General features: G+C 67.1%; 20 protein-coding genes. 4 read left to right on the top strand and 16 right to left on the bottom strand.

The genetic code is table 11. The features are described 5' to 3' along the window. Positions 1-236: 236 nt before the first annotated feature. The 12 genes from RIB52_RS04835 to RIB52_RS04780 all read right to left on the bottom strand — a co-directional run bounded on the left by RIB52_RS04835 (position 237) and on the right by RIB52_RS04780 (position 11,879). Complete coding sequence (locus RIB52_RS04835) at positions 237-1,703, bottom strand: methyl-accepting chemotaxis protein (RefSeq protein WP_350173483.1); 1,467 nt, start codon at positions 1,701-1,703, stop codon at positions 237-239. Between the two features lie 74 nt (positions 1,704-1,777). Further along, positions 1,778-3,316, bottom strand: a complete 1,539-nt coding sequence (locus RIB52_RS04830; protein WP_350173481.1) for a methyl-accepting chemotaxis protein — start codon at positions 3,314-3,316, stop codon at positions 1,778-1,780. Then, positions 3,304-3,618 carry a hypothetical protein gene (locus RIB52_RS04825; protein ID WP_350173479.1) on the bottom strand — a complete coding sequence of 105 codons (315 nt, stop codon included), beginning with the start codon at positions 3,616-3,618 and terminating at the stop codon, positions 3,304-3,306. Before RIB52_RS04825 ends, RIB52_RS04830 begins: the two co-directional genes overlap by 13 nt. 7 nt (positions 3,619-3,625) lie before the next feature. Continuing rightward, on the bottom strand, positions 3,626-3,895 hold the full coding sequence (locus RIB52_RS04820; protein ID WP_350173477.1) for a hypothetical protein: 270 nt from the start codon (positions 3,893-3,895) through the stop codon (positions 3,626-3,628). Next, positions 3,892-4,332, bottom strand: a complete 441-nt coding sequence (locus RIB52_RS04815) for a chemotaxis protein CheW (RefSeq protein WP_350173475.1) — start codon at positions 4,330-4,332, stop codon at positions 3,892-3,894. The genes RIB52_RS04820 and RIB52_RS04815 overlap by 4 nt, the downstream gene beginning before the upstream one ends. Positions 4,333-4,380: 48 nt before the next feature. After that, entirely contained in the window at positions 4,381-4,740 is a 360-nt protein-coding gene (locus RIB52_RS04810) for a response regulator (RefSeq protein WP_350173877.1), read from the bottom strand. A gap of 101 nt (positions 4,741-4,841) precedes the next feature. Next, the gene (locus RIB52_RS04805) at positions 4,842-5,438 is read right to left on the bottom strand and encodes a chemotaxis protein CheD (RefSeq protein WP_350173473.1); all 597 of its coding nucleotides are present in this window, start codon (positions 5,436-5,438) and stop codon (positions 4,842-4,844) included. After that, the gene (locus tag RIB52_RS04800) at positions 5,435-6,571 is read right to left on the bottom strand and encodes a protein-glutamate methylesterase/protein-glutamine glutaminase (protein WP_350173471.1); all 1,137 of its coding nucleotides are present in this window, start codon (positions 6,569-6,571) and stop codon (positions 5,435-5,437) included. Before RIB52_RS04800 ends, RIB52_RS04805 begins: the two co-directional genes overlap by 4 nt. Further along, positions 6,568-7,485, bottom strand: coding sequence for a CheR family methyltransferase (locus RIB52_RS04795; RefSeq protein WP_350173469.1), 918 nt, complete (start codon positions 7,483-7,485; stop codon positions 6,568-6,570). The genes RIB52_RS04800 and RIB52_RS04795 overlap by 4 nt, the downstream gene beginning before the upstream one ends. Continuing rightward, entirely contained in the window at positions 7,482-9,647 is a 2,166-nt protein-coding gene (locus RIB52_RS04790) for a chemotaxis protein CheA (protein WP_350173467.1), read from the bottom strand. Before RIB52_RS04790 ends, RIB52_RS04795 begins: the two co-directional genes overlap by 4 nt. Next, positions 9,644-9,907, bottom strand: a complete 264-nt coding sequence (locus tag RIB52_RS04785; RefSeq protein WP_350173465.1) for an STAS domain-containing protein — start codon at positions 9,905-9,907, stop codon at positions 9,644-9,646. Before RIB52_RS04785 ends, RIB52_RS04790 begins: the two co-directional genes overlap by 4 nt. Before the next feature lie 64 nt (positions 9,908-9,971). After that, the gene (locus RIB52_RS04780; protein ID WP_350173463.1) at positions 9,972-11,879 is read right to left on the bottom strand and encodes a methyl-accepting chemotaxis protein; all 1,908 of its coding nucleotides are present in this window, start codon (positions 11,877-11,879) and stop codon (positions 9,972-9,974) included. A 282-nt stretch (positions 11,880-12,161) separates the two neighbouring features. On the opposite strand from RIB52_RS04780, the gene RIB52_RS04775 reads away from it, so the two are divergent. Further along, positions 12,162-13,202, top strand: a complete 1,041-nt coding sequence (locus tag RIB52_RS04775; RefSeq protein WP_350173461.1) for a chemotaxis protein CheB — start codon at positions 12,162-12,164, stop codon at positions 13,200-13,202. 197 nt (positions 13,203-13,399) lie between these two features. On the opposite strand, the gene RIB52_RS04770 is transcribed toward RIB52_RS04775, so the two are convergent. Next, positions 13,400-15,643: a putative bifunctional diguanylate cyclase/phosphodiesterase gene (locus tag RIB52_RS04770; protein WP_350173459.1), complete on the bottom strand. Its 2,244-nt coding sequence runs from the start codon at positions 15,641-15,643 to the stop codon at positions 13,400-13,402. Between the two features lie 80 nt (positions 15,644-15,723). Next, positions 15,724-16,458, bottom strand: coding sequence for a hypothetical protein (locus RIB52_RS04765; RefSeq protein ID WP_350173457.1), 735 nt, complete (start codon positions 16,456-16,458; stop codon positions 15,724-15,726). A gap of 235 nt (positions 16,459-16,693) precedes the next feature. Between RIB52_RS04765 and RIB52_RS04760 the strand changes: the two genes are divergently transcribed. After that, positions 16,694-18,202 carry an aldehyde dehydrogenase family protein gene (locus RIB52_RS04760; protein WP_350173455.1) on the top strand — a complete coding sequence of 503 codons (1,509 nt, stop codon included), beginning with the start codon at positions 16,694-16,696 and terminating at the stop codon, positions 18,200-18,202. Between the two features lie 5 nt (positions 18,203-18,207). After that, entirely contained in the window at positions 18,208-19,806 is a 1,599-nt protein-coding gene (locus tag RIB52_RS04755) for a GMC family oxidoreductase (protein ID WP_350173453.1), read from the top strand. 90 nt (positions 19,807-19,896) lie between these two features. Here the strand turns inward: RIB52_RS04755 and RIB52_RS04750 are convergent, their stop codons facing one another. Then, positions 19,897-22,395: a TonB-dependent receptor gene (locus RIB52_RS04750; RefSeq protein WP_350173451.1), complete on the bottom strand. Its 2,499-nt coding sequence runs from the start codon at positions 22,393-22,395 to the stop codon at positions 19,897-19,899. 227 nt (positions 22,396-22,622) lie between these two features. Continuing rightward, positions 22,623-23,693, bottom strand: coding sequence for a DUF1838 family protein (locus tag RIB52_RS04745; protein WP_350173449.1), 1,071 nt, complete (start codon positions 23,691-23,693; stop codon positions 22,623-22,625). A 192-nt stretch (positions 23,694-23,885) separates the two neighbouring features. Here RIB52_RS04745 and RIB52_RS04740 point away from each other — a divergent pair, with 192 nt between their 5' ends. Continuing rightward, positions 23,886-24,512, top strand: coding sequence for an NAD(P)-dependent oxidoreductase (locus RIB52_RS04740; protein WP_350173447.1), 627 nt, complete (start codon positions 23,886-23,888; stop codon positions 24,510-24,512). Positions 24,513-24,515 lie beyond the last annotated feature (3 nt).

Here is a 24,515-nt window from a genome sequence, read left to right as displayed (position 1 = left end):
TCCGGCCCTGTCACGTCTCGCCGCGTCGCGAATTGTCGCATGCGCACGCGGGACACGGGCTTGACGCTGCAGGGGCGCGAAACCCTCCGCGCGGCCGTGCAGGATCACCCTGCGACGACCCCGCGAAGGGTCACGGGTTTCCGGTTCCTTCACCGGGCGGCAGGCCGCATCGCGCCGCCTGCGCAGGCGATGCGGCAAGGGGATAGGGTTGGTAAGGGGCAGGGGCGAGCAGGCAGTCAGGCGGCGAGGACCGGGCGCGCCTCCTGCGGCATATCACCCGTTTCGGCCAGCTCCGCCGCGCCGCCGCGGCGAGCGCCGACATCGAATTGCGCAACCGTGAGCCCGAGCTTCTCCGCTTCGCCCGCAAGCGAGCCTGCGGCGGCGGTGCATTGCTCGGCCATGGCGGCATTGCGCTGGGTCGACTGGTCGAGATCGGCGACGACCGTGTTGATCTGGGCGAGACTTTCGGCCTGGACCTCGGTCGAGGCTGCGATTTCCTGCATCGCGTCCGACAGTTCGGCGACGCCCTGCGTGATCGCGGCGAAGGCTTCGCCGCTGCGCTTGACGAGGTCGACCCCGGACGAGACGTGGCCGTTGCTGACGGTGATCAGCGATTTGACCTCGTCCGCCGCATCGGCGCAGCGCTGCGCGAGCGCGCGGACCTCGCTCGCAACCACGGCGAAGCCCTTGCCCGTTTCGCCCGCTCGGGCCGCCTCGACCCCGGCATTCAGCGCAAGCAGATTGGTCTGGAAGGCGATCGAATCGATCACCGAGATGATGTTGGTGATTTCCTGGCTCGAGCTTTCGATCTGGTCCATTGCCGTGACCGCTTCGGCGACGATCTTCGATCCGTCGTCCGCCTTGGCGTTGGTGTCCTCGATCGTCACGCGCGCCTTGCCGGTCGTCTCGCTGGTGGCCATGACGCGCTGCGTCGTCTGCGCAACGGCGGCGGCGGTTTCTTCGAGATTGGCGGCTTGTTCCTCGGTCCTGCGCGAGAGATCGTCGGCGGCGCTGCGGATCTCACTCGAACCGATGGTGATCGCATCGACACCCTCGACGACAGCGGTGATCGTGTCGAGCAAGGCGGCGACGGTCGAATTGAAATCGGCTGCAACCTGGGCGTATTCGACAGGCAATTCAACCCGGTCGAGATCGAGCTTGCCCGCAGCGAGTTGCTCGAGCGCGGAGCCGAGGACTTCGTTGAGTGCGCTGACCTTGCCCTTGATGTCGAAGAAATAGGATGAAAGCGCGATCTCGATATCGAGCAGCGAGACTTTGAGCAGCGCCGTGACCCGGCGGGCTTCGGCGCGTTTCCAGGGCAGGAACCGCTTCCAGCCGGGCGCGATGATTTCCTGCACGAGATCGTCGAGGATGCGGGCATAACTGCCGACATAATATTTCGGTTCGAGCCCGATCCGCGCGTGGACAGCCCCGATATGCGCGGCGCGGTCGCGGAAGGCATCGCTCACTCCGTTCTCGAACACGCTGCGCCAGTGCTGCGCTTGGGCGCGGCGGGCGCGTTCCATCATCGTGGAATCGTCGAATTTGGCAGCGAGCTCGTCGCGCGAAGAAATCTCGGCATAGAAATCGTCGAGCGCCCGATCCATCCGCCGCGAGATCGCGCGAGTGATCGCCCTGTAGGCCGGGTCCTGCCGTTCGATGCCGTAGAATTCGAGGCGTTCTTGCAGTGGTCTGTGCGCCATGTCGGGTTCGTTCCTTCCTCTATTCGACGTGTTTGTCCGGCCGCGCTGCGCGCACGGTTAGGAGCCGGTCCGCGTCAGGCTGCCGCTCGCAATGCCTTGCTGTCCTCGCCGGAGGCCGGAGCCGGCTCGGCGTAATCGAAATTCGCGATGTGGCTTTTCAATTCGCTCGCGCTCTGCATCAGCTGGGCCGAGGCGGCGCTGGTCTGTTCGGCCATGGCGGCGTTCTGCTGCATCGCGCGTTCGAGCAGGGCCATTGCCTCGTTGATATGCTCGATCCCTGCGAGCGAGGTGTCCGACTTGCCCGCGATTTCGTCGATCCGTTCGGCGATTTCTGTGAACCGGGTGACCACGCCGCCCAGCAGCGTGACGAGTTCCTGCACCCGTTCGACCCCGGTCGTGACTTCGGCCTTGGAGGTGCGGATCAGTTCCTTGATCGCGGTCGCGCTTTCGCCCGATCGCTGGGCGAGTTCGCGCACTTCGCCCGCGACAACCGCGAAGCCCTTGCCCGCTTCGCCCGCACGCGCGGCCTCGACCCCGGCATTCAATGCGAGCAGGTTGGTCTGAAAGGCGATCGAATCGATAAAGGCGATCATCTCGCCGATCTGGGCGGACGAGGCTTCGATCCGCTCCATCGCCTCGGCCGCGCCCTGGATCGCCGCGCTGCCGCGGTCCGCATCGGCCTTGGCATCGAGCGCGGTCGCGCGGGTTTCGCTCCAGGCTTGGGACGTTTCCTTGAATTCGCGCAGCAGGTCGGCGGTGGTGCGTGCGACATTCTCGATCGAGGCGGATTGCTCCTCGGTCTTGGCGGCGAGATCGTTCGATGCCTCGCGCATTTCGCGCGAGCCGGTGGCGACCATGTCGGCATTGACCGCGACGGAGCCGACCAGCTTGGTGAGTTCGGCGCAGCTCTTGTTCAGCATGACGCGCGCGCTGTCGTAGTCGCCCGGAAAGGCGTGGTCGAGCCGCATCGCGAGATCGCCCGCTGCGAGCGCCTCGAGCCGCGCGCTCATCGCTGCGAGCACTGCGTTCTGTTCGTTCGCGATCCGCTCGCGCTCGGCCGCAGCCCGCTGCTCCTGCTGCGCCTGTTCGCGGCGCGCGCGCATCAGGCCGGTGACCATCGTCTCTAGCCTCAGGCACAGCATGACCAGCACGCCCGCCTCGACCAGAACGATGACGGCGTGGAACAGCACCCGCATCAGATCGCTCCCGTCCGGAAAGACATAAAGCGGGGCGATGAAATTGAGCGCGAGGTGGTGAACCGCCGTGGTCACGGTCGCCGCCGCGATCACGCGCCAGTCGGCCATGATGGCGAGCGTGGCGAGGAAGGCGAAAAAGGTCATGTGCCAGTCGATGATCCATCCCGACCCCTTGGCCAGCGCGAGGAACAGCGCGGCGTAGAGCGGGAAGGTCGCTCCCAGCGCGATGCGCGCCGCCGCATCGGCCCGGCGCGTGGCGGCAAGGAAGAGCGGCAGGACGAGTAAACCCCCGCCGGCGAGCGCGAAAGCCGGCGCACCCCCGTAAAGCGCCCAGCCTGCGACGAGCGCGCTGCACAGGGCGGACAGCCCCGCCAGCAATTGCACGCCCTGGAGGCGCAGTCGGTTCAGTTCTTCCACGATTCCTCTCCGTTTTCTGGCTGGATGCAGCCGGTCGCGTCGGCTGCGACGGGGACGATCCCGGCCGCCAGCGCCCGCAAGAGGCTGGCATGGTCGGGGACCCGTGCAATCACCTGTGCGCTTGCCGTGTCGAGCGCGAGAAAGCGCGCGTCCTCGCGCTCCACCCAGGCGATGGCATCGTCCATTCCCGCGCCCATCCCGCCCGCACCGAGCGGCACCAGAAGCGCCGGGGCGCCCGGACGCGGACAGGCCAGCGCCACGATGAGGGCAAAGCCGAGCGCGAGCGAGTGCAGCGCGATCATGATCCGGTCAGGCTGCACAAGCCTCTTCCAGCGCTGCGCGCAGATCGCCGAGGCAGATCTCTCCGATCGCCTCCTGCGGGTCGGCTGCGGCCAGCACGCGGGCGAGTTCGCGCAGCGATTGCGAAATCCGGTCGATCGCCTGCAATTGCTCCATGTGCCGCGCTGCGATGTCGGGATCGCCGCACAGGGCCAGCCCCATGCTCTCCGTATCGCCCGCCAGGAGCCGCAGCGATTGCGCGATCGCGGGATTTATACCGGGCGGGAAGGGCGCGCTCATGCGGCCAGGTCCAGCTCGTCGCTCGCCATCAGCTTGGTCTGGTCGAGGACCATCACCATGTCATCGCCCAGCGGCGCGACCCCTTCGAGGAAATTGGTGATGTAGTCGTTCTCCACCGCATCGGGCTGCTGCAATTCGTTCGCGTCGAGCGAGACGATGTCGTTGACGTCATGGACGATCAGCCCGCGCGACTGGCCCTGGAATTCGGTCACGATGATCGGGTTGCGAGGGGTGCATTCGGTCGCGCTCCAGCCGAGCCGCACCGACAGGTCGATCACCGGCAGCACCGCGCCGCGCAGATTGACAACACCCGCGACATATTCCGGCACGCGCGGCAGGCGGGTGACCGGCGACCAGGCGCGGATCTCGCGGATCGTCATGATGTCGATGCCGAACCGCTGGTCGGCTATTCCGAAAGTGATCAGTTCGTAGCGCATCTGTCTGTCCGTTCCCTCGTGAAGGTCGTGTCGAATGGCATCGGCGTGTCAGTGGGTGACGCGGCGCAGCGCGGTGGTGAGCTTGTCGGCGTCGAAAGGCTTGACGATCCAGCCCGTCGCACCGGCATTGCGGGCGCGCTTTTTCTTTTCGTCCGAGCTTTCGGTGGTGAGCACCAGGATCGGCCGATCGGCATGCAGCGCGCTCGCACGCAGTTTCTCGATCAGGCCGAACCCGTCGAGCCGCGGCATGTTGATGTCGGTGATGATGACATCGACCTCGTTGGTGGCGAGCCATTCGAGCGCCTCCTGCCCGTCCTCGGCCTGTTCGACCGCGAACCCGCGCGAGGACAGGGCGGCAAGCAACAGCGCGCGCATGGAGGCGCTGTCGTCGACCGTCAGCACGCGGATCGATCCGCCGGGATCTTCGGCGGGGGCGAGCGTTTCGGCGGGAGTGGGGCCGGGGTCGGGCCGGGTGGCGTGTGCTGGCGACATGTCCTGATCCTTTCGTCCTAGAATAGCTCGACCGTCCCAATCGCCGATTGCGGACGGGCCAGTGGTTTTTGCGTAGGTGCGGCATCGCGGGCGACCACGCGGCAGCGGACCAGACCCGATGCGGGGCGGAACTGGATGCGCCGCGCATGGCGGCCCTCAAGGTCCTCGTGGACCTGGTCGATCCCCTCGCGGCGCAGGAAATCGCGCGCGAATGCGGCGTTGGCCGAACCGATCGGGGCAAGGTCGGGATTTATGTTCGCCCCGCCATAAAGACGGCCTTTCATGCGGCCCTTGCTGGCGCCGAACTGGAGCATCTCGTTGACCAGCAATTCCATCAGGAAAAGGCCGTAATCGCGGTCGAAGCCGGCGCGGTCGGCGTGTTCGGGCGGTTCCGCGAGGAGGAAATGGTTCATCCCCCCGACCCTTGCGCGCGGGTCGTAGAGACAGGTGGCAACACAGCTGCCGAGAACGGTACCCATCTCGAGCGCGGGATCGGCACTGGCCCTGGCCTGGCCCTGAAGGATAGTGAGCCGGACCGGGGCATGTGCCTCCAGCTCGGCCATGGCGCCGGCCCGGGCGCGGTCCGTCGGTGGAAGGGGGAGCGGGGCGCTCATCGGATGGTCTCCTCTGGAGTGAACAGGGCCTCGGCGACCTCGCCGAGCGGCACGACCTCGCGCGCCGCGCCAAGTGCGATGGCGGCGCGGGGCATGCCGAAGACGACGCAGCTGTCCTCGTCCTGCGCGATCGTGTGGGCGCCCGCGCGACGCATGGCGGCAAGGCCTTTGGCCCCGTCGCGGCCCATGCCGGTAAGCAGCACGCCGCAGGCGCGCGCACCCACCTTATCGGCGGCCGAACGGAACAACATGTCGACGCTCGGGCGGTGGCCCGCCATCGGCTCGCCCGCGCGCAGGACGCAGCGAAGCCCGCGCGCTCCCGCGTTCGCGACGAGCATGTGCTTGTCGTCGCCGGGGGCGAGCAGGACCGTGCCGCGCGCAAGCGGCAGGTCGCTTTCGCCGAGCACGACGCGCGGGCGCGCGACCCGGCCGAGCGATTCGACGATGGCGGGTGCGAAGCAGGCATTGACATGCTGCACGATCAAGGTCGGCGGGCAATCCTCCGGGAACCGCGCGAGCAGGGTGTGGAGCGCTTCGACCCCGCCGGTCGAGGCACCGATCGTGATGAGATCGGGCGCGGCGGCGGCCCTGCGCGGCGCGGGCCGGGCAGGGGCCCGGCGCGCGTGCTGCGCCGGGTCGTGACCGGCTGCGCGAGCTGGCGCGGCCGAGCGGTCGGCGCTGTGCCCGTCCCCGCGCGCGGGGCCGAGCCTGACCGCAGCCGCTTCGCGGACCATCCGGGCCAGCGCGCCGCGATCGTCGTGCCCGGTCCCGCGCTGCAATTCGGACTTGGCATAGCAATCCACCGCACCCAGGCGCAGCGCCCGCGCGGTCGCGCTCGCCCCGGCCTCGGTCGCGCTGGAGACGATGATCACCGGCGTCGGGCGCAGGGTCATGATCTTCTCGAGGAAGGACAGGCCGTCCATGCCCGGCATCTCGATGTCGAGCGTCACCACGTCCGGGTCGAGCGACTTGATCAGCTGGCGCGCCTCGTTCGCATTGGCGGCCGAGCCGACGACCTCGATATCCGCCTCGCGCGTGAGGCGGTGCTGGAGCAGCGCGCGCATGACCGCCGAATCGTCGACGACGAGGACGCGAAGCGGCGCAGCGGGTGCGGGGTTCACAGGCGCGTTCATGCGGCCCTCCGCCGGTAGATGGTCGGGCCGACGGGATCGATCAGTTCGCTTGCCGAACCCGCTACGCGTTCGGAATGGCCGATATAGAGAAAGCCGCCGGGGGCGAGCTGGCGGGCAAGGGCGAGGACCAGCCGTTCCTTGGCGGCGGCATCGAAATAAATCATCACATTGCGGCAGAAGATCACGTCGAACAGGCTGCGGAAGGGCCAGGGACGGAGCAGGTTGAGCTGGCGAAAGCGGACCATTGCCCGCGCCTCCGGCCCGATCGCGAGCCGTTCCGGACCGTTTGCAGCGGCAGGGGCCGCAGGTATGGTCCAGTGGCGGCGAAGGCGGTCGGGGACGGCGGAGATCGCCTCGACCGGATAGGTCGCGGCTTTTGCACTCGCGAGCGCCTGGCCCGACAGGTCGCTTGCCAAAGCGATCACGTCGCCCTGCGCAATTCGCTTGCCTGCGCCCCTGTCCTCGCCCAGCAGGACCATCATCAGCGTCCAGACTTCCTCGCCGCTCGAACATCCGGCCGACCACAGGCGCACGCGGCCTCCGGAACCGGCGCGCCGGACGAGGGCCGGGCGGACTTCGGCTTCGAAATGTTCGAAATGATGCGGCTCGCGGTTGAAATAGGTGTGGTTGGTGGTCAGCGCGGCGATCGCGTTCATCGCCTCGGCCGGGTCCTGTTCGATCAGGTCGAGATAGCCCTCGAATGTGGTATGGCCGCTGCGCCGCACCAGCGGGGCGAGGCGCGAATAGGCGAGCATGCGCTTGCGCTCGGACAGCACGATGCCCGCCTCGATGCGCGCCAGCTCGGCGATGCGCTCGAAATCGCCTTGCGAATAGACCATCGGACTGATGCCGGGAACCAGCGCGGTATCGGCCCCGCCCGCGCTGCCATTGGCGGCAATGCGCTGCGGTGTCATGCCGCCCGGACCATTTCGGGCGATGCGGGTGCGGGCGGGACGGGAGCCTCGCAGGACTTGACGAGGAAATCGACATCCACGATCAGCGCGACCTGGCCGTTGCCCATGATCGTCGCGCCCGCCACGCTGTCGACCGCGCGGTAATGCGCATCGAGGCTCTTGATGACGAATTGCCGCTGGTCGCTGATCGCATCGACCAGCAGCGCGGCGCGGCCGCTGCCTTCGGTTTCGACGAGGACGAGCACCCCCTTGCCCGGGTCGTTCTCCCACCCTTTCGCGCCGGTCATCGCGCCGAGCGGGACGATCGGCACGAAGGACCCGCGCACATTGAGCATGCGGCGCGCCGTGCCGAGACCCTTCACTTCTCCTTCCGCCGGTCGCAGGCTTTCGATCACGTGGGTAAGCGGGATGACCAGCGACTGGTCGCCGACCTCGACGATCATACCGTCGGAAATCGCCAGCGTCAGCGGCAGGGCAAGGACGAAGGTCGTGCCCACGCCGGGCTCGGATTCGATGTTGATGCGCCCGCCCAGGTCCTTCACGTTCTGCTTGACCACGTCCATGCCGACACCGCGGCCGGAAATGTTCGAGACCTCCTTGGCGGTCGAAAGGCCGGGGGCGAAGACGAGCTGGCAGCATTCCTCGTCCGAAAGCTGCGCATCCTCGGCGATGACCCCGTTCGCGATGGCCTTTGCGCGGATCTTCTCGCGGTCGATGCCGCGCCCGTCGTCGCCGATGCGGATGACGATGCGGCCCGCCTTCTGTTCGGCGGACAGCGAGAGCGTGCCTTCCGGGTCCTTGCCCGCCGCGCGGCGATCCTCGGCCGGCTCGATCCCGTGATCGACCGCGTTGCGGATGAGGTGCGTCATCGGTTCGGACAGGCGCTCGATCACGGTCTTGTCGAGCTCGGTCGTCTCGCCCGTTACCTCCAGCTTGACATGCTTGCCGGTCTTGCCCGCCAGTTCGCGCAGCAGCCGGGGCACGCGCCCGAAGACCGCGCTGATCGGCTGGGCGCGGAAGGCCATGGCGTGTTCCTGAATGTCGCGCACCAGTGTATCGAGCAGGGCGAGCTCCTCGATATGGGCGACATTCTCGTTCGACAGGCGCTGGTTGAGCATGGACTGCGCGATCACGAGCTCGCCCACGCCGTCGATCAGCCGGTCGAGCTTCTTGAGGTCGATGCGGACCGATTGCGACCCGCTCACGGCCGGAGCGGGAGAAGGGGTTGGCGCGCCCGGCGCGGGTGCCGGCTTATCGGTATCGCGCTCGTCAGGGCGGACGGGCGGTTCGCCCCGGGGCGGCTTTTGCGCCTCGGTTTCGGACAGGACGGGAGGCGGCATCCCCTCATCGTCTTGTGCGATCGAAACGTCGTCGCCCGCGAAATCGAAGATGTCCGCGACCTGTTCGCGGGTGACGCCCGCGGGCATCCGGAACGTCCATCCCAGATAGCCGTCTTCCACATTCAGCCGATCGAGCGGAGGAAGCGGATCGACGTCGCACGCCTCGCAGGTGCCGCCGAGTTCGGCCAGTTCGCGCAGCCACAGGAGCGGTTCGCTGCCGTTCGCCATCGAACCGGCATGGGGCCTGACATGGACGCGCCAACCGCTTTCCTCCTGCGCCCCGTCCGCTGTTTCTTGCGCTGCCTGCGGCTCGGGCGCGGCAGGGGGATCGGCGGTAATTTCGTCGAGCAGGGCATCGAGATCGTCGAAGCCGCCGGAAGGCGAGGCGGCCTCCGACGCCTGCGATGTCTCCGGCTCGGCCGGTGATGGTACCGCATCCACCGCGCCGCCTGCCTGCGCCGCTTCGAGCTGCGCGATCAGTGCGCTGTCGTCGGGCGCATCGCTCCCGCTCTGCGCGGCATCGACATGGTCGCGCAAGAGGTCGAGCGCGGCCAGCATGAGATCGACCAGCGCCGGGGTCAGTTCGACCCTGTGTTCGCGGATCTCCCCCAGCAGGTTCTCGAAGCAATGGGTGAAGGCCTGCATCGCGAGATGGCCGAATGCCCCCGCGCCTCCTTTCACCGAATGGACCGCGCGGAAGATCGCGTTGATCGTCTCGTCGTCATGCGTGCCTTTGCGGCAGGCATCGAGCCCGGCCTCGGCGGCTTCGAGCGATTCTTCGCATTCGACGAAGAAGATCTGCTGGATATCGTCTTCGTTCATTGCGCCGCCTCCTCGATGAGGACCGGTTCGAGCCCGGCTAGCCTGACCGCTGCGGCGAAGGGCTCGCTCGGATTGGTGAGCGCGATGCCGCCTTCGGTGCGGGCGGCCGAGACGAGCAGCTGGAGCATGGCCTGACCGATGCGCTCGACCTTGGCGGCATCGACCGCGACCGGATGGTCTCCCAGCGCGTCGCACATTTCGGGGACCAGTGCGCTCGCCGCGGCGCGGTCGCATTTGCTGGGCAGGGTTATGGTCTGCACGTGTGTTCTCCGGGAGTGAACGGTGGTGTGATCGGGCGTGCGGGCCTGTCGCGCCCGAAGCCGGTCAGAACTCGCTCCAGTCCTGTTCGTCGAATTCGGCCTGGGGGGCCGGCGGTGCCTGTTCTTCGTGCGCTTCGTGCTTGAGCGCGAGATTGCCGCTGGTGGCGGGCGGTGTTGCGGGCGGCGCGGCGGGCGGCGCGGCGCGCCGCGTGGCGGGGGCGGAGCCTGGGGCGCGCGTTCGGGACCGGGCCATGGCGGTCTCATGCGCCTGTCCCTCGACACGGAACTGGGCGACGAGATCGCCGAGCCTTTGCGCCTCGTCGGCGAGGCTGCGGGCCGATGCGGTGGTTTCCTCGACCATGGCGGCGTTTTGCTGGGTCATCTGGTCCATCGTCCCGACGGAGGAGTTCACCTGTTCAAGGTTCACCGCCTGCGAGGCGGCCATTTCGGCGATGTCGTCGACCTGGGCGGTGACCTTGCCGATCTGGCTTACGATTTCGCCCAGCAGCGTGCCGGTTTCGCCGACGAGGCTGACCCCGTCGCCGACATGGGCGGTCGACTTGTCGATCAGCGCCTTGATGTCGCGCGCGGCATCGGCGCTGCGCTGGGCAAGGCCGCGCACCTCGTTGGCGACGACGGCAAAGCCCTTGCCCGCCTCGCCCGCGCGCGCGGCCTCGACGCCGGCATTCAATGCGAGCAGGTTGGTCTGGAAGGCGATCCCGTCGATCAGTTCGATGATCTGGGTGATTTCCTGCGAGGAGCTTTCGATCGCGGCGACCGCATCGACCGCCTTCTTGACCACTTCGCCGCCCTGGGTGGCCTGCTTGTGCGTGCGGCTCATCGCCTCCTGCGCGTTCTTCGCGTTCTCGGCGCTCTTCTTCACGAGGCTGGTGACCTGGCTCATCGAGGCGGAGGTTTCCTCGAGGCTGGCGGCCTGTTCCTCGTTGCGGTTTGACAGGTCCTCGGAGGCCACGCGGATTTCATCGGAACCCGTGCGCACGCCGTTCGCGGCGAGGCGGACATTGCCGATGATCGCGCCGAGCCGGTCGATGGAGGAATTGAACGCCTCGCGCAGGCGCGCATATTCGCCTTTCATCTCCGCCTCGATGCGATGGGTAAGGTTGCCGGAGGCCAGCTGCTCGAGCGCCTCGGTCAGCGTCTCGACCACGCCTTCCTGCTCTTCTGAACGGATCTTGTCGGTTTCGAGCGAAGCCCGGAAAGTCTCGATCGCGCGCGCCATCTTGCCGATCTCGTCCTTGCGATCGGTTTCGCGCCGGGCGACGTTGAGATCGCCCGCAGCGAGTTTTTCCATCGTGTCCGACGTCTCGCCGAACGGGTCGAGCACCTTTTTCAGGAAGATGGCGAAGCTGCCGGTGAAGGCGACAAGGAGTGTGAGCGCGAGCCCCATCAGGACGAGCGTCGTCGCGAAAACGGTGTTGGCGCTTTGCGTACCGAAATCCGCCTGTTTCTGCGTCGTGGCGAGCAGCAGGTCGTCGATCGAGCTGCGATGGGCGCGATAGATCGTGAGCAGCCGGTCGAGCGATGCTTCGACGACCGCGTTATTGCCGCTTTTCACCGCAGGCTTGAGCGTGTTGTTCACCTCGTCCCAGAAAACCGTCGCGTCGCTTTGCACGATTCTCTCGAAATCGTCGCGCAGCGAGGGATCGAGGCTGGATTGCGCCCACTTCTGTGCCGTCTGGCGCCAGTCCTTTTCGAGATTGTTGAGCCGGTTGTCGTTGATGTCGTAGCTTTCGGGATGGACCGCCATGACATTGGCCAGCGCGAAAGCCTCGACGAGATAGCCCGGCGGCGGGCTGATGTCGGCCCGGAAATCGGACAATTGCTGGTTGGCCTGCTGGATCTCCCCGCCGAAGCGGATCTTGTCGACGCCGTAATATCCCACCGCTCCCGCGACGAGCAGCAGGACCACGAGCCCTGCGGCAACTCTCTTGGAAATCTGGTTGATCGTCACTTCGTGCCCTTTCTCTTGCGACCCGCGATCATGGCATTTCGCACTGGCGATCTATCCCGAGCGGCTGAAAGGGGAGTGTGGGCGCCATTATGCGAAGCCCCCTAGCCTTGGCGTGAAGCTTTCTAAGCGCGTGGGCACGTAAGGCGGTCTCCGGGCCGGGAGCGGCGGGCCCTGCCCTCGTCCTCCCCTTCGCGGTCCAGCCGCTTCCGGCCCGCCTGGTTTTGCGATTCGCCCCCGCCGCGCCGCCGTGCTGCGCGCGGCGGGGCCCCATGGGAAAGAGACATGCCGAACACACGAGTGATGGTGGTTGACGATTCTGCGGCGATGCGCGCCCTGTTCTGCGATATCCTCGACAATGCGAAGGGCGTGGATGTCTGCGCCGTCGCCAGAAGCGCCGAGGACGCGCGCGACCAGATGGACGAGGCCAGGCCCGACGTGCTCACGCTCGATGTCGAGATGCCCGGCATGAGCGGGATGGAATTCCTCGAGGAGATCATGGCGACCCGACCGATGCCGGTCATCATGCTTTCCAGCATCACCCAGGCCGGGACCGGCACGGCGCAGCGCGCGCTCGAACTGGGCGCGGTGCATTGCTTTCCCAAGCCGCTCCACACCTCGCGCGAGGAATTCAACGCCACGGTCGAGAAACTGGGCGAGATCGTGCTCAAGGCGCATAGCGGCGAGCTTTCCGGGGGTGCGGCCGACACGGGCGAAAGCGCGGACGGTGGCGGCTATGAAAGCGACGGCAGCGTGGTCGCGATCGGCTGCGGGACGGCCGGCATCGACGCGGCCAAGCGCCTGCTCGCCGCCTATCCCGCCAATTGCCCGCCGACCGTTCTGGTGATCGATGCCGAGGCGGACACGGTCGAAAGCGCGGTGAGCGCGATGCGATCCTCGCTCGCCTGCGAGATCGCGAACGTTGTCGACGGCATGTCGCTCAAGCCCGGCACGGCCTTTCTCGCCTATGACCGCTCGCGCCACGTGATCGTCGAACAGGGCGAGACACCGGTGCTGCGGCTGGTCGAGCGCGATCCGGTGGCGGGTTTCCGCCCCAGTGCCGACCTGCTGCTCGGTTCGCTCGCCCGTTCGGGCATCCCGGTGGTCGGCGGACTGCTGCCCGGGACGGGGACGGACGGGGCGAAGGGCCTGCAGATCCTCGGCGCGGCCAAGGGGCGCATTTTCGTCCAGGAGCCCGCCGATTATGCCCCGCGCGAACGCTACGAGGCGGTTCGCGCGCTCGGCCTCGACATCGCCGAGCTCAAGCAGGATGCGCTCGCCGGATGGGTCCTCGATGCGACCGCGGCAAAGCCGGAGGCGGCCTGACGGGCGTGCGCTGCGCGCAAGTTGACGAAAGTCATGCCCCCTCGAATTTTCGGGAGCGGGAATGTTGGATTCGCCGGGGCCGTCCCATCTGCGCCGCACACGTCGTTGATGCGAAGCGCAGGTCCGGCTTCCTTCGTGCGGGCCCCTCGCGCCATGCCGCCTTGCGCAGCGCGCAATCCTACGCTGCCGAAAGCCTCTCAGCCGAGCGCGCGCAGGTGCCCGCGCGCCGTTCCGGCCGTCTGCGCCGTCGCGGCTGCCGCCGCTTCCTGTTCGTGCCCGGCGAGGCTCTGGGGCTTGCCGAACAGATAGCCCTGCGCCCGGCCGCAGCCGATCGAGCGCAGGAAGGTCGCCTGCTCTTCCGTCTCCACCCCTTCGGCGACCACGCCAACCCCGAGGCTGCGCCCCATCTGCACGATCGCCTGGATGATCAGCCGCGACTGGTGGTCGCCGGCGATGCTGGCGATGAAATCCTTGTCGATCTTGACCTTGCGGATGGGAAAATCGCGCAGGTGGGTGAGGGAGGAAAAGCCCGTCCCGAAATCGTCGAGCGCCACGGTAAAGCCCGCCGCATCGAGCCTGTGCAGCGCCTCGCGCACGAGGCCGGCATCGTCGACCAGCAGCATCGTTTCGGTCACTTCGAGCGTGATATTGGCCGGTGCTAGCGGGCTTGAGGAAACCAGACCCATCAGCCGGTCGACGAAGCCGCCATTCCTGCCCCGCCCGCCGAGATCGGCCTCGGTCACGTTGATGGCGATGCGCGTGTCGGGGCCGAACAGTTCCAGCAGGCGCGGGGCTTCGGCCAGGGCTCGGTCGAGCATGAAGGCGGAAACGCGGCGCGAGAGTTTCGCATCGAGAAGGGCGGGCGAGACCTGTCCCGCAGTCAGGACGCGCCCGTCCTCCTCGCGCATCCGCAGCAACGCTTCGAAGGCGACCGGAAGGCCCGTTTCCATGTCGATGATAGGCTGGTAGGCGGCATAGGCGCGGTCCGATTTGAGCGCGGAGGTCAGGCTGGCGATCGCGCTCGCCCGGGCGCCCTGCGCGTCCTCGATCTCGGCGCTCCAGCAATGGACCGATCCGCGCTCGGTGCGCTTGCCGTAATAAAGCGCGAGATCGGCGCGGCGCACCAGTTCCTCGCTCCGGCTCGCCCCGCCGCGGCTCGGTTCGCCCGCCATCTGCGCGATCCCGCAGGTCGCACCGACCGCGAAGACCTCTTCGCCCAGTTCGAGATGTTCGGCCAGGCTCCCCGCCAGCCGCTCGCCAAAGGCGGTTGCCTGCTCGATGTTCGTGCCCGCCGGGAAGAGGAAAGCGAATTCGTCCCCGCCCCAGCGCGCGACGAAAATGTCGTCGCGGGCCTCGGCCTGCAGGCGCTGGCCCAGCGCGGCGAGCACGGTGTCGCCGACGAGATGGCCGAGCGTGTCGTTGATGTCCTTGAACCCGTCGAGATCGAGCAGCATCACCGTGACCGGCGCCCCCGCCGAATGGCGCACCGCCCGGGCCAGCCTGCGGTCGAAGACGGAGCGATTGTAGAGCCCGGTCAGCCGGTCGCGCTCGGCCGCTCGCTTGAGCGCGGCATTACGCAGGTGTTCTTCGGTCACGTCGAGGAAGATGCCCGCAATGCTTTCGGGCCGACCGTCCGCATCGATGCGTTCGCCCACCGCGCGCACCCGGCGGGTATCTCCGCTGGAGCGGTGGATGTCCGCCTCGAAGGTGAACGGCTCGCCCCGGTCGAGCGCGTCGAGCAGGGACTGCCGGACACGGTCGCGGTCGTCATGTGCGTAGAATTCGATCGCGCGTTGGAGATCGATCGGCGTGCCCGGCTCGAGCCCGTGAATGGCATAGACCTGGTCCGACCAGCGCAGGCTTTCGGATGAAAGGTCGATCCGCCACGAACCGATATTGGCGGCGGTCTCGGCCTGTCTGAACACGTGGTTGAGTTCGCCGAGGGAGGCATTGGCCCGGCTGAGCTCGCGCGTGCGGGCGTGGGTGGTGATGCATTGTTCGGCAAGATCGGCAAGCGCGCGCAGCGCCGGGATCTGGTGTTCCCCGAATGCCCCCGGTTCGCGGTCTATCACGCACAGGCTGCCGAGCAGGACCCCGTTCTCGCTCGCTATCGGGATGCCGAGATAGGACCGGATATGGGGCGGCCCGGCGACCAGCGGAGTGCCGGCGAAAAGTTCGTGCGTGCGCGCATCCTCGACCAGCAGCGGCTCGCCGCGGGCGATGCAGACCGAACAGAACGACCAGTCGCGCGGGGTTTCGCTCGCCTCCAGCCCGGTCTTGCCGATGAACCACTGGCGGTCGGCCTCGACGATCGAGACGAGGCTGATCGGGCAGCCGATCATGGTCGCGGCGAGCCGGGTGATCTTGCTGAAGATTTCCGGCCCTTTGACATTGCCCAGTTCAAGCCGGGCGAGATGGTCGAGGCGTTCCTGTTCGAGCATGGAGGGCCCGATGGCGAAATTTCGTTAAGACTTTCTGCGAGTTCCGCCCGATTATCCCGCAGGAGAGGCGCGTGAACGCATTAATTCCCCGCCCGCGCCGGGCCGGATGCGCGAGCGGGGCGGCGACGGTTCGGGCTGCGCAGGGTGAAGAAAAGGATCAGCGAAACGCCGATCACGCTCGGCCCGGCCCAGATCATCGGATTGAACACCTGTTCGGGAAAACTGCGCACGAGGCCCACCGAAAGGAAAGCGGTATAGGCCGAGATCCCCATCCCGATGAGCGCGCGGAAATGTTCGCCCACATGCGCGCCGCGCGGGACTTCGCGGCGGAAGATGAAAACCTCCTGCAGCGCCATCGCGACGATGCCGACCACGGCCACCAGCACCATGAGCGGCTGGCCGATCGAAGCGCCGAAATATCCGCACCAGGCCCCCGAGACGACGACCGCCGCGATCACCGCCTGGTAGCGGGGGCTGCGCAGCCGGGCGCGCTCGCGGGAATGGCGAACGACGGCAAGGCCGTAATCGACGAAGCCGATGGTGAGAATGCCGAGATACAGCATCATCCAGCCGAACAGGCCGGCGAACAGGGTGCGGTCGGTGACCGAGGGAATACGTGTCTGCGGCCCATAGAGCGACAGCAGCGCCATCGCGATCGCCAGCGCACCGGCGCCGAGAAAACCGTAGCACGCGATCCAGCCCCAGCGGCGATGCGCGCGTGCGCCCTTTTTCGTGCCGACGGGAATCCAGAAGGCGACCAGCCCGACAGTGCCGGTGACGATGTGCAGGATGACGAGCGCGTGGAACAGGTCCATGCCTGCGACCTAAGCAAAACTCGGCGCGCTTGCATAGAGGGGGCTGGGAAGCCGTCGGGAGGAGGCCGGAAGGCATCGGATCGCGCGCCGCTGCGACCATTATCCGACATGCGGACAGGGCGCGCGCATGCTGGTCATCGCGGCAGGCCCCCCGCATAATGTCGCCCCATCCGCAAGCAGACGACAGCATCCGCAAGCGGACGACAGCCCGCAACCGCATGAAAGGCATTGCCGCATGGATTTCTCGACCGCCGCCTCTCCCGGACCCGCCGCGCAGGCTTTTCTGGATCGCAGGGTCCATCGCCACCTGATCGGCGGTGAGTGGGTCCAAAGCGCGGGCGGCGCGGCGTTCGAGACGCTCGACCCGGCGACGGGCAACCCGCTCGCCGCGCTGGCGCGCGGCACGGCAGAAGATGTCGACGCGGCGGTCGCGGCGGCGCGCGCGGCGTTCGATGACGGGCGCTGGTCGGGCCTCGTTCCGATGGAGCGGGCCAAGGTGCTGTGGGCCATTGCGGAGAAGCTCGAGGCGAATATCGACGAGCTCGCCGAGCTGGAAACGCTCGACCAGGGCAAGCCGCTCTATGTCGGGCGCTGGGCGGAGATACCGGGCGCGGTCAACCAGTTCCGCTATTTCAGCGGGCTCGCGACGAAGATCGAGGGCGCGACGATACCGACCTCGATCAATTACCAGCCCGAGGGCAAGGAGGTCTTTGCTTATACCCAGCACCTGCCCGTCGGCGTGGTCGGCGCGATCGTGCCATGGAACTCGCCGCTGGTGCTGACCGCGATGAAGCTCGCCCCCGCGCTGGCGGCGGGATGCACCGTGGTGCTGAAGCCCGCCGAGGACACCTCGCTCACGGCGGTGCGGCTGGTCGAACTGATGATGGAAGCGGGTCTTCCCGAGGGCGTGATCAATCTCGTCACCGGCTTCGGCCACGAAGCGGGCGCGGCGCTCGCGGCGCACCGGGGCGTGGACAAGATCGCCTTCACCGGGTCGACCGCGACGGGCCGCGCGATCCTCGATGCGGCGAAGGGGAACCTGAAGCGCGTGACGCTGGAGCTGGGCGGCAAGTCGCCGGTGATCGTGATGGACGATGCGGACCTCTCGGCGGCGATCCCGGGCGCTGCGAACGCGATCTATTTCAATGGCGGACAGGTGTGCATTGCGGGCTCGCGGCTTTATGCGCACCGCAAGGTGTTCGACCGGGTGGTCGAAGGGGTCGCGGAGGCGGCGAAGGGCATCGCGCTCGGCCACGGGCTCGACCCGGCGACGCAGATGGGCCCGCTGGTGTCGAAGAAGCACGCCGCCAGGGTCGCGCAATATGTCGCCGACGGGCGCAAGGCGGGGGCGAGCGTGCTGACCGGGGGCGAGACGACGGGACCGAACGAAAGCTTCGTCACGCCAACCATCCTCACCGATGTGTCGAGCGACATGGCCATCTGCCGCGAAGAGGTGTTCGGCCCCGTGGTGGTCGCGACCCCCTTCGACGAGCTGGACGAGGTGGTCGCCGCCGCCAATGACAGCGATTACGGCCTTGCCGCAGGGGTGTGGACCGAAAGCCTGTCGACCGCGACGCGAATCACCCGGCGGTTGCAGGCCGGGACGGTGTGGATCAATTCCCACGCCATGTACGACCCCTCGCTGCCCATCGGCGGGATCAAGCAATCGGGCTGGGGCCGCGACAGCGGGCAGGTGGCGATCGAGAACTACCTCAACCTGCAGACCGTCTGCGCCGTGGTCTGAGGCGCGTGGCGGATTACGACTACGTCATCGTCGGCGGCGGCTCGGCCGGCTGCGTGCTGGCCAATCGCTTGACGCAGGACGGGAAAAGCCGCGTCCTGCTGCTCGAGGCGGGCGGGAGCGATGCCTCGCTGCTGGTGCGCGTGCCCGCCGCGATCGTGAAGCTGATCGGCAATCCGCGCTATGACTGGGGCTTTTCGGTCGAACCCGATCCGACGCGCACGGGCCGCAGCGATTACTGGCCGGCGGGCAGGGTGCTGGGCGGAAGCTCCTCGATCAACGGCATGCTCTATGTGCGGGGTGCGCGCGCGGATTTCGACGGATGGGCCGCCGCCGGCAACGACGGCTGGGCGTTTGCGGACATCGCACATTGTTTCCGCCGGCTTGAGGCCTGCGCCTTCCCGGTCGACGACGAGCGCGGGACGCACGGCCCGCAGGTGGTCGACTCCTTGCGCAGCGTCCACCCGCTCGCCGCGAAATTCACCGCCGCCGCCGAGGCCGCCGGGATGCACGCCAATCCCGATTACAACGGCAAGGCGCAGGACGGGATCGGCTCGCCCCAGCTCACCCAGCGCAAGGGGCGGCGCTGGAGCGCGGCGGACGGATATCTGCGCCCGGCGCGGGGACGCTCGAACCTCACCGTGCTGACGGGCGCGCAGGCCATCGCCATCGTGTTCGAGGGGCGGCGAGCGGTCGGGGTGCGCTATCACCGCAGGGGCCGCGAACATGTCGCGCGCGCCGGGCGCGAAGTGGTGCTCTCGGCGGGCGCGCTGCAATCGCCCAAACTGCTGATGCTGTCGGGGATAGGCCCTGCCGCCCGGCTCGCCGGACATGGCATCGCGCCGCTGGTCGACCAGCCGCATGTCGGCGCGAACCTGATGGAGCATCCCAGCAGCCAGCTCTCCTTCGCGGTCGACACGCGCACTTTCAACCAGGAGATCAACTCCGCCCGGGTAGCGTTCCACGGCCTTCGCTGGCTGCTGCAAAGGCGCGGACCTGCGACCAGCCCCTATCCGCACGCGGTCGGTTTCTTTCGCTCGGGCGAGGGCACGAACCGCCCCGACATCCAGCTGATGTTCGGACCCTTCGGGTTCGAGCTGACCTCCGAAGGCGTCACCCCGTCGAAAAAGCCGATGGTCACGCTGGTCGTCGGGCTTTCCTATGCGCGCAGTTCGGGCACGCTCTCGCTTCGCAGCGGCGACTGGCGCGCGCCCCCGCGCATCGCGCTCGACATGCTGTCGGACCCGCGCGACATCGCCGACCTGACCGCCGCCTCACGCTTCGCCCGCGACATCATGCGCCAGGGCGCGATCGCATCGCATGTGAAGGGCGAGATCGCTCCCGGGGACGAGGTCAACACGGACGATGAATGGGAGGATTACCTGCGCCGCACCACCGATCCGACCTATCACCCGGTGGGGACCTGCCGCATGGCTCCCGACACCGAGCACGGCGTGGTCGATCCGCGCCTGCGCGTCCACGGGGCGGACGGGCTGAGAGTGGTCGATGCCAGCGTCTTCCCCGCCCATGTCAGCGGCAACACCAACGGCGCTGTGCTGATGGTGGCGGAGCGCGCGAGCGAATTCATCCTGTCGGACCGGGGCTGATCCGCCACCCCTTGCGACAAGGCGAAACGGCCCGGCACATCGCTGTGCCGGGCCGCTCGCTCACTCCCCAGGGGACACCGGGGGAGAAGGTCAGAAGTCGTAGCCGACCGTGATCCGCGCCGTGCGGTCGAGCCCGAAGATCGGGACATAGCTGGTCGAACCGATGCCGCCCGTGCCGATCAGGAACAGCGAGTTCGACACGTAGCGTTCGTCGAGCAGGTTCTGCACCACGGCCCGGACATTGATATTGCCGAAGCTCACGCCCGCCTGCAGGTTCATCAGGAAGCGGTCGGGCACCCAGGCAAGGTTCGCTTCGTCGACATATTGCTTGGTCTGGTAGGACCCGTCGACGCGCAGGTAGAATTCCCCGTCATCGCCGAAATCGTCACGATAGCCGAGCCCGGCATAGGCATCGAAGGCGGGCGTGCGTTCGACCTGGTTGCCACCGATCGGCACTTCGCCCGCCGGGCAGACCGTCCCGTCGCAGACCCCGGCGAGCCCGAAACGCTGCGAGACCACCCCGTCGTCATAGGTCGAATCGTTGTAGGACGCGCCGAAATCGAGCGTGATGGTATCGGAGACTTCCCAGATGCCTTCGACTTCCGCCCCCTTCACGGTGACGCTGCCGACATTGCCGGTAACCGTCGACAGGACGAAGAAAGTGGTCGGGATGGTCCCGTCGGCAAGGCGCCGCACCTCGGTCGTCTGCAGGTCGTTCCAGTCGGTGTAGAACAGCGCCGCGTTCAGGGTCAGGCCGATTTCGGGGAAGTAGTTCTTCGAGCCGATTTCATAGGTCCAGTTGGTTTCGCGCTGGTATTGCTGCTGCGGCGCGAAAGGCACGCCGAGCCCGTTCGAACCACCCGCCTTCACGCCCTTCGCGGCCGATGCGTAAAGCAGGTTGTCGGGCGTGAGAGCATAGGACGCGGTGAAACGCGGCGCGAAGAATTCCTCCGTGATGTCGTCGCGCGGCGGGTTCAGCGCCTGGATCGTCGGGTCCGCCGGATCGCGCGTGAGCAGGTCGATCGTGGAGCGGTCTTCGATCGTGTAGCGCCCCTCGAACGTGAGGTTGAGCCGGTCGGTCGGGCTCACCTCGAGGAAGCCGTAGAAGCTCAGGATATCCTCGTCGCGTTCGAGGAAGGTGCGCCGCCCGAGGAAGAAGTTCGGGAAGGGCAGGCCGGGTTCGACCGGAAAGAAGATGTCGTCCCGTCCGGGCGTATCGAGCGTGCCGACCGGATAGGTTTCGGTCGCATTGGATTCGACATCGCTCGTGGTCTGGTAATTCGCGCCGACGAAGCCGAAGATATTGTCGCTTTCATAGGTCACGCGCAGGTCGTGGCTGAAGCTTTCGAACTCGCTGCCCGAACCCGAGGAATCGAACAGGGTCCCCAGGTTGATCCCACCGAAAACAACCGGCTGGAGCGGGTCGCGCGAGGTCGAACCGCGCCCGTCGACATTCCCGAACGTGTAGCCGAACTGGTAGGTCAGCGTGAGCGGATCGGCGGGCGAGAAATCGACCTTGGCGCTGATCACGTCGGTCGGGCCGTCGAGGCCGAAGGCGCGTGGGTCGATCAGGAAACCCTCGGGCCGCGGATCGGGCACGGGGCCGAGGAACGGGCTCGACTGCGCGCCGGTCACGAAATTGGGATCGGAAGGCAGCTCGCCGCAGAAAATGCGGTTCTGCCCGCCCACCGGGCTGCAATTGTTGTAATTGTAGGGGTCGAGCCCGGCCGTGCCGAATGTGAAATTGGCGACGTGTTCCTGGAAGCGTTCGGTGTGGAAATAGCTCGCCTGGAACTGGAACGCCTCGGACAGGTCGGCGCGCAGCGTGACCTGGTAGGTCTCGCGCTCGAACCCGCCGAGATTGCCGCAGGTGATGCAGCCTTCCTCGTCGGCGAGCGGGTGGCTGTTCGGGATCGTGCCGTCGAATTCCTGGTAGGCGGCATGGGCGAGCAGCGCGACCTTGCCGGGCACGATCGGGATGTTGATGGTCCCGCTCGCCTCGTAATATTCGTCGGTTCCGATACCGGCGCGGACATAGCCCGAAATCTCGTCGAGGTCGGGCGTCCGGCTGACAAGGTTGATCACGCCCGCGAAGGAGTTGCGTCCGTAAAGCGCGGATTGCGGGCCCTTGATAACCTCGACCCGCTCGAGATCGAGCAGGCCCTGGTCGATGAGGTAGTTGCGCTGGATGTAAATGCCGTCGAGATAGGTCGCGACATTGCTGACCGGCGAGGTCACGCGCAGGTTCGTCTGGCCGCGAATGGTCGGCTGGGCGAGCAGACCGGTGAATTCCTCGAAAGCGAAACCGGCGATGTTGTCCGCGATATCGCCGAGATCGTCGGCGGCGCGGGTGGTCAGGGCATCGGCTTCGAGCGCGCTGACCGCGATCGGCACGTCCTGAAGGTCTTCCTCGAATGTTCGCGCGGTGACGATGATGGCATTCTCGCGCGTGAGATTGCTCGGCGGATCGGCGTTCTCCTCACCTTCGTCCTGGGCGAATGCTGCGCCCCCGTGCAGCGCCAGTGCGGAAACCGTAGCGAGGCCGAGTGCGCGTATGCCGGCCGTGGTCGAGCCCTTGAATGTCGTCATTGCGAATTCCCCGTGTTCAGCAGTGTTCCCGATTGCATTTTTGTTACCCCCGGCCTTGCAAATCCTTCACCATCGTTACTTTGGTCACTGTGCGGGCATAACAAGACGCAACAAGGGGCGTGACCTGCGCGGCGACTGCGCGCGGATGACCCAAACGCAAGGCGGGCGGGGTGCCGTTGTCACGGCGCCCCGCCCGCCTCGGATTGTGGGCCTGATCGTGGTCCCGCTCAGCCGCCCTGGCCGGCGGCACGCGCGGCTTTCATGCGCTGCCACCATTCGGGCAGCTCGGCGGTGGGTGCAGTCGGGATCTCGCCGCCTGCGGGAATCGGGGCGGGCGTCTGTTCGCGCGAATACCATTCGAGCGAGGAGAGCGACGGCTCTTCCCAGGTTTCCGGCGCGTCGAGATATTTGGGATGGTTCTCGCGGATATAGGCGACCGTGTCGGGATTGGGCAGTTTGTCGATCGAATCCACCGCACCCATGAAGGTCTGGTAGACGCAGTGCCCCTCGCTCGGCCCCATCAGCATCCACGGCAGCCACGGCGTCACCCGCGACCATGTGCCATTGTATTCGACGCTGGTGATCGAGGGGTCCTGCATTTCGTTCCAGTCGATGAAATAGAGGAACGTCTCGGTCACGCGGTTGAACTCGCCGCTCGATTCGCGCGGCCACTGGCCCGGCTGGAGCGCGCTGGGATAGAACAGGTTGATATGGCTGAAGAGGTTCAGCATGTCCCCGCGCCGCCGGAAATCGAGCATCAGCGGAATCTTCGGCGGTTTTTGCGTGTTGAGGCCGCCATAGCTCGGCGGGTCGGGGTAGAAATTGGTGATCGTGTGGTTGAACGGGTCATTGGCGATCGGCACGACCTTGACCGTCTCGCCCATATAGGGGTTTTCCCATTCGGTCAGGATCTCGCCCGTCTTGATGTCGGTGTAGAAGCCGATCTCGCGCAGCACCTTGCGATAGCCCACGCCGTCCTCGTGCGGGAGCAGGCGCGCGGCGGAAACCATGGTGAAACCGACGAGGTCGCGCAGCGCCTCGTTCGGGCGCACGCCCTGGATGATCCCCTCGGCAAAGCCGTATTTGGTCGACTGCGTGTCGGTGTTGCCGAGCAGGCGGGCCCAGGCCTCGCGGTTGCCTTCGGGCTTGGTGAGATCGAGGAAGTCCCCGGTGAGCGAACGGTCCATCGAACCGGCCTTGCCTCCCATCTTCTCCATTGCCTGCGCCATGCCGGGGGTGAGGGTGAGCCCGGCGGCGGCGGCGGCGGTGCTGCCTGCGAGGAAGTCTCTGCGATGCATGTATGATCTCCTTTCCGCGGCGTAAGGTAATGGAAGGGGCGGCCCGTGGGTGGGTTCGAGCGGTCCCGTGCTCGCCAGTCGGACAAGTGGAGCCCGCAGATACCGGGAATCGCCGTTCCGAAGGCAAGTTCGCCCCCCGGTCGCAGGCGCAGTCGCCGCTGCGGCCGCGCGCCGTGAACCAGGGGACAGGCCATGAAGATCGCGATTTTCGGAAGCTCCGGCCGCACCGGCCGCCTGCTGTGCGAGGGGGCACTGGCGCGCGGGCACGAGGTCACGGCGCATCTGCGCGATCCCGACAAACTCGCCGACCTCGACCCGGCGATCGAGCGCGTCGCGGGCGGGCTATCGGACGAGCCCGGCATCGCCCGCGCTCTCGAAGGCGCCGATGTCGCGATCAGCGCGCTCGGCACGGTCGACCGGAAGGCGAACACCGTGCTTTCCGATGCGACCAAAGCGATCCTTGCCGCCATGCAGCGGTCCGGCGTCGGCCATTTCGCCGCCGTCACTTCGCTGGGCTGCGGGGATTCCTACGGCCAGGTCAACAGCAGGCTGATGAAGCTGATCATAAAGACGCTGGCGAAGGAAATCTGGGCCGACAAGGACCGGCAGGAGGAAGCAATACGGCGCGCGGGGATCGATTACCTGATCGTGCGCCCCGGCGGCCTGACCAATGGCGAGCCGAGCGGGGAATGGACCGAACTGCGCGGCGGCCAGCGCTCGAAGGGTAAGCAGATGATCGCCCGGGCGGACGTTGCCGACTACATCCTATCACGCTGCGAGGCGCTGCCTTTCGGGAACGACACGGTGATGCTGGTCTGAGCC

The organism is Erythrobacter sp. (assembly GCF_040217515.1).
In the GTDB taxonomy this organism is placed as follows: domain Bacteria; phylum Pseudomonadota; class Alphaproteobacteria; order Sphingomonadales; family Sphingomonadaceae; genus Erythrobacter.
The sequence above is the reverse complement of the archived record's forward strand: the minus strand, read 5'-3'. Positions and strand labels throughout refer to the sequence as shown.